General features: G+C 72.5%; 7 protein-coding genes. 1 reads left to right on the forward strand and 6 read right to left on the reverse strand.

Annotation, left to right across the window (positions count from 1 at the left end; all coding sequences use genetic code 11):
• Positions 1–16 precede the first annotated feature (16 nt).
• Entirely contained in the window at positions 17–1,273 is a 1,257-nt protein-coding gene (locus ABD743_RS27880; protein ID WP_344725313.1) for a winged helix-turn-helix domain-containing protein, read from the reverse strand.
• Entirely contained in the window at positions 1,270–2,223 is a 954-nt protein-coding gene (locus ABD743_RS27885; protein ID WP_344725314.1) for an EamA family transporter, read from the reverse strand. The genes ABD743_RS27880 and ABD743_RS27885 overlap by 4 nt, the downstream gene beginning before the upstream one ends.
• Before the next feature lie 126 nt (positions 2,224–2,349).
• Between ABD743_RS27885 and ABD743_RS27890 the strand changes: the two genes are divergently transcribed.
• Entirely contained in the window at positions 2,350–2,910 is a 561-nt protein-coding gene (locus ABD743_RS27890) for a GNAT family N-acetyltransferase (protein ID WP_344725315.1), read from the forward strand.
• A 21-nt stretch (positions 2,911–2,931) separates the two neighbouring features.
• Here ABD743_RS27890 and dapB read toward each other — a convergent pair whose 3' ends face one another.
• The 4 genes from dapB to ABD743_RS27910 are packed head-to-tail and all read right to left on the reverse strand — an operon-like array spanning position 2,932 to position 7,856.
• The gene (dapB, locus tag ABD743_RS27895) at positions 2,932–3,687 is read right to left on the reverse strand and encodes a 4-hydroxy-tetrahydrodipicolinate reductase (protein WP_344725316.1); all 756 of its coding nucleotides are present in this window, start codon (positions 3,685–3,687) and stop codon (positions 2,932–2,934) included.
• A 27-nt stretch (positions 3,688–3,714) separates the two neighbouring features.
• Positions 3,715–4,194, reverse strand: coding sequence for a DUF456 domain-containing protein (locus ABD743_RS27900; protein ID WP_344725317.1), 480 nt, complete (start codon positions 4,192–4,194; stop codon positions 3,715–3,717).
• A 27-nt stretch (positions 4,195–4,221) separates the two neighbouring features.
• Positions 4,222–5,562, reverse strand: coding sequence for a M16 family metallopeptidase (locus tag ABD743_RS27905; RefSeq protein ID WP_379659108.1), 1,341 nt, complete (start codon positions 5,560–5,562; stop codon positions 4,222–4,224).
• Positions 5,559–7,856, reverse strand: a complete 2,298-nt coding sequence (locus ABD743_RS27910; protein WP_344725318.1) for a polyribonucleotide nucleotidyltransferase — start codon at positions 7,854–7,856, stop codon at positions 5,559–5,561. The genes ABD743_RS27905 and ABD743_RS27910 overlap by 4 nt, the downstream gene beginning before the upstream one ends.
• Positions 7,857–8,019: the final 163 nt, after the last annotated feature.

Below are 8,019 nucleotides of genomic sequence, written 5' to 3' on the forward strand. Positions count from 1 at the left end.
ACGCCGACGCAAGGCCCTACGTCAGTGAATGGCTTGCATGCACGGCCGAGGCGAGCGGGGCGGCCAGGTCGCCCCGTTCGCCCGCCACCACGGCGTCGAGCTCGAGCCAGTCGGCCATCTCGCGCAGTGCCCCCGCGAGCTCGGCGGTGACCCGTGGCAGGTCGGCCCCGGGCTCGGCGAAGGCCCCAGGCACGCGCAGCACCCCGGCCCGGCGGTCGGCCTTGATGTCGACCCGGGCCACCAGCTCGCCGTCGAGCAGGAACGGGAACACGTAGTAGCCGTACTCCCGTTTCGGCTCCGGAACGTAGATCTCGATGCGGTAGCGGAACCCGAAGATCCGCTCGGTGCGCGCGCGCTCCCAGATGAGCGGATCGAACGGGCAGAGCAGCGCACGCCCGGCGATCCGGCGCGGGACACGCGCGCCCGGCACCCGGTAGCCCGGACGCGCCCAGCCGCGCACCTCCACCGGCTCCAGCTCCCCCGCCTTCACCAGCGCGAGCAGCGCCGCGCGGTGGGTGGCGGGTGCGAGCCGGTAGTAATCGCGCAGGTCGGTCTCGGTGGCGACGCCGAGCGCCGCCGCCGAGCGCAGGACCAGCGCGCGGGCCGCCTCCTCCTGCGAGGGCGGAGGCGCCGCGAGCACGTGGGGCGGAAGAACCCGCTCCGGAAGGTCGTAGAGCCGCTGGAAGTGGCGCCGCGTGCCCGTGGTGAGCGCGCCGATGCCGAAGAGGTACTCGCAGATGCGCTTGACGTCGGAGCGCTCCCACCACGACGCGCCGGGCGGACGCGGCCGCGCCGGCCCGCCGACCGCCGTCTCGAGCGCACCCGCGCCGATCGGGCCCAGCTCCTTGACCGCGGCGAGTACGTCGTCGACGAGACCGGGGTGCCGCTCGACCAGGGCTCCGTAGTGGCGCCACCAGCCGTCGCGCTTGGCCCCGGCGCGCAGGAGGGGCCAGTCCTCCACCGGGAGCAGGCTGGCCTCGTGGGCCCAGTACTCGGCGAGCAGCCGTGGGCGGCGCGCCGAGTGGGACCAGGCGGCATCGTCGACCAGCTCGCGCGGATAGGGCCCGAGCCGGCTGTAGAGCGGCATGTAGTGGGCCCGGACGGCCACGTTGACCGAGTCGAGCTGCAACAGCCGGATCCGGTCGAGGGTGCGCACGAGATGCCGGCGCGTGATCGGGCCTGCGGGGCGCGGGTCGGCGAATCCCTGGGCGGCGAGGGCGGCACGGCGGGCCGCGGCAGCACCGATCGTCTCGACGGAGGACGGGGGCGTCACGTTCCGGATGGTGCCAGTTCACCCCGACGTTTCCGCGGCCGCTCCGCCGCGATGACCAGGACGACCGCCACGAGCACCACCGCACCGCCGACGAGCTGCATCGTCGAGAACCGCTCGTTCGCCACGAGGACGCCGAGGAGCACGGCGATCACCGGGTTGACGTAGGCGTAGGTGGCGACCGTCGACACCGGCAGCGACGCCAGCGCGAACGCGTAGGCGCCGAACGCCGCGAGCGAGACCACCACGGCCATGTACGCCCACGCCCACCAGGCGACGACCGACACGGACCCGATGTCGAGCCGATCTCCGGAGGCCAGCGAGACCGTCATCAGGATGACCCCGCCCACGAACATCTGCGCCGCGGCCAGCGCGAAGGGGTTGGCCGGTGTGGGGAGCCGGGTGGTCGCGAACGTGCCCGTGGCCCAGCCGAGCCCGGCGAGCAGCACCAGCCACGGCCCCCACCACGCGCTGCCCTGCACACCACCGGACCCACCCGACGGTCCGGCGAGCAGAAGGATCGCGAGCCCGGCCACCCCGACCCCGACGCCGACGAGCGTGGCGGGCCGCGGCCGGTCCCCGGTGAGCGCCCGCAGCACGACGATGTAGAGCGGCACCGCGGCGATGAGCAGGGCAGCCAGGCCGGACGCCACCTGCTGTTGGGCCAGCGCCACGAGCCCGTTGCCCCAGGCGGGAAGCAGCAGACCGGACAGTGCCGTGGTGGCGAGCTGGCTGCGCGTCATCCGGAACCCTGCACGTCCGGCGACCGCCAGCACCACCAGCCCCAGGAGCGCTCCCCCGATCAGGAACCGCGCACCACCCGCGAACAGCGGCGGAACGTCGGCGATGATCAGCCGGTTGCCGAGGTAGGTGGAACCCCAGAGCACGTAGACGACGCCGAGGGCGACCCAGGCGAGGGCGCCGGGTGAGCGGGGAGCGACAGCGGCGTCCACGTCTTGACGTTGCCATAGCCAAGGACTCGCTGTCCTCCGGTTGGGACGACGCACACGTAGCGGTCACCGCGGACACATCTGCGCCCCGGACCGACCGCCACGGGGCCGTCGGCTTGAATGACGTGCATGGCCACCGCCACCGTCCATCGCGCCACCCCCGCCGACGTCGACGAGATCGTGCGCATCCAGTCCGGCACGTGGGAAGCCGCGTACGCCACGCTCGTCCCGGCGGAGGCGCTCGCCCAGCTGCGCAGCGAGGAAGCGCGAAAGGCCTGGACAGCGGCCGTCGAGGCCGGTCACGGCCAGGTTTTCGTCGCCACCGAAGGTGAGTGGACGGTCGGGTTCTGCGCCGCCGCGATCGCCGTGCCGCCGGAGCAGGCGGCCCCACCCACCGGGCCCACGCTGGAGCCGGGGGCGTGGGCCGAGGTCAGCGCTTTGCTGGTGGAGCCGCGGTGGGGCAGGCGCGGGCACGGCGGGCGGCTGCTGGCCACGGCCGCCGCCGGCCTGCGCGACGCGGGCGCGGTGTACGGGCTGGCCTGGGTGCCGGAGGCCGACGAGGCGTCCCGCCGGTTCTACGCCCACGCCGGCTGGGAGCCTGACGGCACGGTCCGCGTGCTCGACACCGGCGCAGGCGAGCTGCGCGAGGTGCGGATCACCGGTTCGCTCGACCTGCACCTGGAGCACTAGGGGCGTCGGCGCTCCTGGTGCTCAGCCGAGGTCGAGCAGCGCGTCCAGGCCGACCGTCAGGCCGGGCCGCTCCCGCACGGCCCGCACCGCCATCAGCACGCCCGGCATGAACGACGCCCGGTCGAAGGAGTCGTGGCGGATCGTGAGGGTCTCCCCCGTGGTGCCGAGCACGACTTCCTGGTGCGCCACCAGCCCGGGGAGCCGGACGGAGTGCACCCGGATGCCGTCGACCTCGGCGCCGCGGGCTCCCGGGAGCTCAGTGGTGGTGACGTCCGGCACCGGTCCGGCGCCCGCCTCGGCCCGCGCGGCGGCGATCAGGGCGGCCGTGTGCACCGCCGTGCCGGACGGGGCGTCGACCTTGCCGGCGTGGTGCAGCTCGATCACCTCGACGGACTCGAAGAACCGCGCGGCCTGCCGCGCGAACTGCATCGACAGCACGGCGCCGATACCGAAGTTCGGGGCGATGAGCACGTGTCCGGGGTGCTGCGCGAGCTTCCCGCGCACTGCGGCGAGCTTCGTCTCGTCGAACCCGCTGGTGCCGACCACCGCGGCGATGTCGTGCTCGATGCAGAACAGCACGTTGTCGAGCGCCACGCCGGGATGGGTGAAGTCGACGGCCACCTGCACGCCGGCGTCCACGAGCCGCGAGAGTGGGTCGCCCTCGTCGACCTGGGCGACGAGCTCCAGGTCCGGCGCTGCCTCGACGGCGCCGCACACCTGCGCGCCCATCCGCCCCTGCGCGCCCACCACACCGACCCGGATCCCGTTCTCCGCCACGACCGCAGACTAATCAGAGCCCCGGCATCAGCTGAGAACGAGCCCTCCTATCCACGCCGCCGCGGCGAGCAGACCGGTGAACAGCTCGATGACGATGCTCCAGCCCACCGCGGCGAGCGCCTGCCTGGTGGACGGCCACGCCTGCCCGTTCCCGCGGAGCCGGGCCAGCTCGGCGAGGTACACCCCGAGCACGAACCCGAGGAACAGACCCACCACCGGCACGACGAAGAACCCGACCACGCCCAGCACCGCTCCCGCGGCGATCGTGCGGCCGGGCACACCGGAGTCGCGCAGCCGACGACCGGGCAACAGGTACTTCGCCACGCTGCCCAGCACGACGATCCCCGTCGCGATGCCGAGCACCGCCCAACCGAGGGCGTCCCCGCGCGGGACCGCCCAGACGGCCACACCGGCGAGCACGAGGACCAGCCCGGGCAGTACCGGCACCACGACCCCGGCGATGCCGACGACGATCAGCAGCCCGGCGACAAGGGTCTCGGGGGACACCGGACCGATACTGGCATGCCGGACGAACTAGCCGAGCGAGCGCAGCGACGGCGGGAGGTCACGCTCCTTGTCGTACGGGCCGACCACCGCCGCTGTGAGAGGCGCGTCCAGCAACGTGCGAGCCAGGTCGGCCACCTGCTCCGGAGTGACGGCCGCGATGCGGTCGAGGCTCTCGGAGACCGCGCGCTGGCGGCCGTGGTCGAGCTCGCCCCGCCCGAGCCGGTTCATCCGCGACGGTGTGTCCTCCAGCCCGAGGACGAGCCCGCCGCGCAGGTTGCCCTGGGCCCGGGCGACCTCCGCAGGCGTCAGGCCGCCTGCCGCCACCTCGGCGAGCACCCCACGCACCACCGTGACGACCTCGTCGAGGTGCTCGGGCGCGCACCCGGCGTAAACGGCGAGGTGGCCCGCGTCGGAGTAGCTGGTGACCGCCGAATAGACGGAGTAGGCCAGTCCGCGCTGCTCACGGACCTGCTGGAACAACCGGGAGCTGGGGCCGCCACCGAGCGCGGTGTTGAGCACGGTGAGCGCGGTGCGGAGCGGGTTGTGGCGCGCCAGGCCCGGCACACCGAGCATGACGTGCGCCTGCTCGGTGTCCTCGGGGCGCAGCACCAGCCGTGGGCCCGGAGGCAGCACCGCCGGTTCCGGACGGCGCGGCCCGACGGGCACCGCGGTCGACCCGGCCTCGCCTGCCGCCCTGCCGAGGGCGTTGGCCACGAGCTCCACGACGTCGGCGTGCACGAGGTTGCCGGCGGCGGCGACCACCATCCGCGGGGTGGTGTACTGCCCCCGCCAGAAGCCGTGCAGGGTCTCGCGGCTCATCGACCGAACCGAGTCCTCGGTGCCGATCACCGGACGTCCCAGCGGGTGCTCGCCGAACAGAACCTCGTCGAACAGCTCGGCGAGCAGATCCTCGGGGTCGTCGTCGCGCATCGCGATCTCCTCGAGCACCACCCCCCGCTCGGTCTCGACGTCGGGCGGATTCATCGTCGCGTCCGTGACGACGTCGGCGAGCACGTCCACCGCGAGCGGCAGGTCGGTGTCGAGCACCTGCGCGTAGTAGCAGGTGTGCTCCTTCTCGGTGAACGCGTTGAGCTCGCCGCCGACGGCGTCGAACTGCTCGGCGATCTCCACCGCGGTACGCCGGCTCGTGCCCTTGAACAGCAGGTGTTCGAGGTAGTGGGCGGCTCCGGCCTGCAGCGGCGTCTCGTCACGCGAGCCGATGCCGATCCAGATCCCGAGCGACACCGAACGGACGCCGGGCACGCTCTCGGTGATCACGCGCAGGCCACCGGGGAGCACGGTGCGGGAGACGCCGCCGGGGGCGGGGGCCGAAGCCCCCGCCCCCGGCGTCAGAAGGACGTCGGTCAACTGGGCGAGACCTCGGCGGCCGGGGCCTCGACATCGGCGCCGGTGTCCCCGGCAGCGACGTCGGTGGCGGCGGCGTCACCAGCGGGCGCGCTGCCGTTCTCGGACTCCTCGCCCACCGGCACCAGGCTGATCTTGCCGCGGTTGTCGATGTCGGTGACCTCGACGCGGATCTTGTCGCCGACCTTGACGACGTCCTCCACCTTGGCGATCCGCTTGCCCTGGCCCAGCTTCGAGATGTGCACCAGGCCGTCCTTGCCCGGCACCAGCGAGACGAAGGCGCCGAACGCGGCGGTCTTGACCACCGTGCCCAGGAACCGCTCGCCGATCTTGGGCAGCTGCGGGTTGGCGATCGCGTTGATCATGCCGATCGCCGCCTCGGCCGACGGGCCGTCCGCCGCACCGACGTAGATCGTGCCGTCGTCCTCGATCGAGATGTCGGCACCGGTCTGCTCGGTGATCGAGTTGATCATCTTGCCCTTCGGGCCGATGACCTCGCCGATCTTGTCCACCGGCACCTTGATGGCGGTGACGCGCGGCGCGAACTGGCTCATCTCGTCGGGGCGGTCGATCGCCTCGCCGATGACCTCGAGGATCGTCAGCCGGGCGTCCTTGGCCTGCGAGAGGGCCGCGGCCAGCACCTCGGACGGGATGCCGTCGAGCTTGGTGTCGAGCTGCAGCGCCGTGACGAACTCGGCGGTGCCGGCGACCTTGAAGTCCATGTCGCCGAACGCGTCCTCGGCACCGAGGATGTCGGTGAGCGCGACGTAGCGCGTCTGGCCGTCGACCTCGTCGCTGACCAGACCCATCGCGATGCCCGCCACCGGTGCCTTCAGCGGCACACCGGCGTTGTACAGCGCCATCGTGGACGCACAGACCGAGCCCATCGACGTGGAGCCGTTGGAGCCCAGCGCCTCCGACACCTGCCGGATGGCGTAGGGGAACTCCTCGCGCGTGGGCAGCACCGGCAGCAGCGCCCGCTCCGCCAGCGCACCGTGGCCGATCTCGCGGCGCTTCGGCGACCCGACCCGACCGGTCTCACCGGTGGAGTACGGCGGGAAGTTGTAGTGGTGCAGGTAACGCTTGTGCGTCTCCGGGCCGAGCGAGTCGATCTGCTGCTCCATGCGGAGCATGTTCAGCGTGGTGACCCCCAGGATCTGGGTCTCACCGCGCTCGAACAGCGCCGAACCGTGGGCCCTCGGAATCACCTCGACCTCGGCCGACAGCGGCCGGATGTCGGTGATGCCGCGGCCGTCGATGCGGACCTGGTCGCGCAGGATGCGCTGGCGCACCAGCTTCTTGTTCAGCGCGCGGAACGCCGCGCCGATCTCCTTCTCGCGACCCTCGAACTGCGGGCCGACCTTGTCGAGCACCGCGGCCTTGACCTCGTCGAGGCGCGACTCGCGCTCCTGCTTGCCGCCGATGGCGAGCGCCTGGGCCAGGTCGTCCGAGGCGTTCGCGGCCACGGCCTCGAACACGTCGTCCTGGTAGGCGGGGTAGGTCGGGAAGTTGCCGGTGGGCTTCGCCGCGACGTCGGCCAGCTGCTGCTGCGCGATGCACAGGCTGCGGATGAACGGCTTCGCCGCCTCCAGCCCGGACGCAACGACCTGCTCGGTGGGCGCCTGCGCGCCACCGGCCACGAGCTCGATCGTCTCGGTGGTGGCCTCGGCCTCGACCATCATGATCGCGACGTCGTCACCGACGACCCGACCTGCGACGACCATGTCGAACACGGCCCGCTGCAGGTCCTCGTACTGCGGGAACGCCACCCACTGGCCGTCGATCAGCGCCACGCGGACGCCGCCGATCGGGCCCGAGAACGGCAGCCCGGCGAGCTGCGTGGACGCCGAGGCGGCGTTGATCGCCAGTGCGTCGTAGGGGTCCTGCGGGTCGAGCGAGAGGACCGTGACGACGATCTGGATCTCGTTGCGCAGACCGTCGACGAACGACGGGCGCAGCGGCCGGTCGATCAGGCGGCAGGTCAGGATCGCGTCGGTGCCCGGACGCCCTTCGCGGCGGAAGAACGAGCCCGGGATCTTGCCGATCGCGTACATCCGCTCCTCGACGTCCACCGTGAGCGGGAAGAAGTCGAAGTGCTCCTTGGGCTGCTTGGACGCCGTGGTGGCGGACAGCAGCATCGTCTCGTCGTCCAGGTAGGCGACGACGGAACCGGCGGCCTGGCGCGCGAGGCGCCCGGTCTCGAACCGGACGGTGCGGGAGCCGAAGCTCCCGTTGTCGATGACGGCGGTCGTCTCGTGGACGTTGTCCGCCGTATCGGTTGTCAGGGCATCTGTCATGAAGTGGACATCTCCTCTTCCAGAGGGGAGACCCCACGCCACACCGGGAGGACCCTCGGCCGAGCCGGTCATCGATCGAAGCACCCGGGCCGCGTGCGGGATGGGCCCGGGAGCCACTACCGAGGACCGGCGGATCAGCTACCGGAGGCGTGGCGTCGTGGAG

Source organism: Pseudonocardia yunnanensis (genome assembly GCF_039534065.1).
Lineage (GTDB): Bacteria > Actinomycetota > Actinomycetes > Mycobacteriales > Pseudonocardiaceae > Pseudonocardia > Pseudonocardia yunnanensis.

Excerpts from the sequence above, each read along its gene's own strand:
- ABD743_RS27910 (WP_344725318.1), bottom strand. The coding sequence starts at position 7,856 with ATGACAGATGCCCTGACAACCGATACGGCGGACAACGTCCACGAGACG.
- ABD743_RS27890 (WP_344725315.1), top strand. The coding sequence starts at position 2,350 with ATGGCCACCGCCACCGTCCATCGCGCCACCCCCGCCGACGTCGACGAG.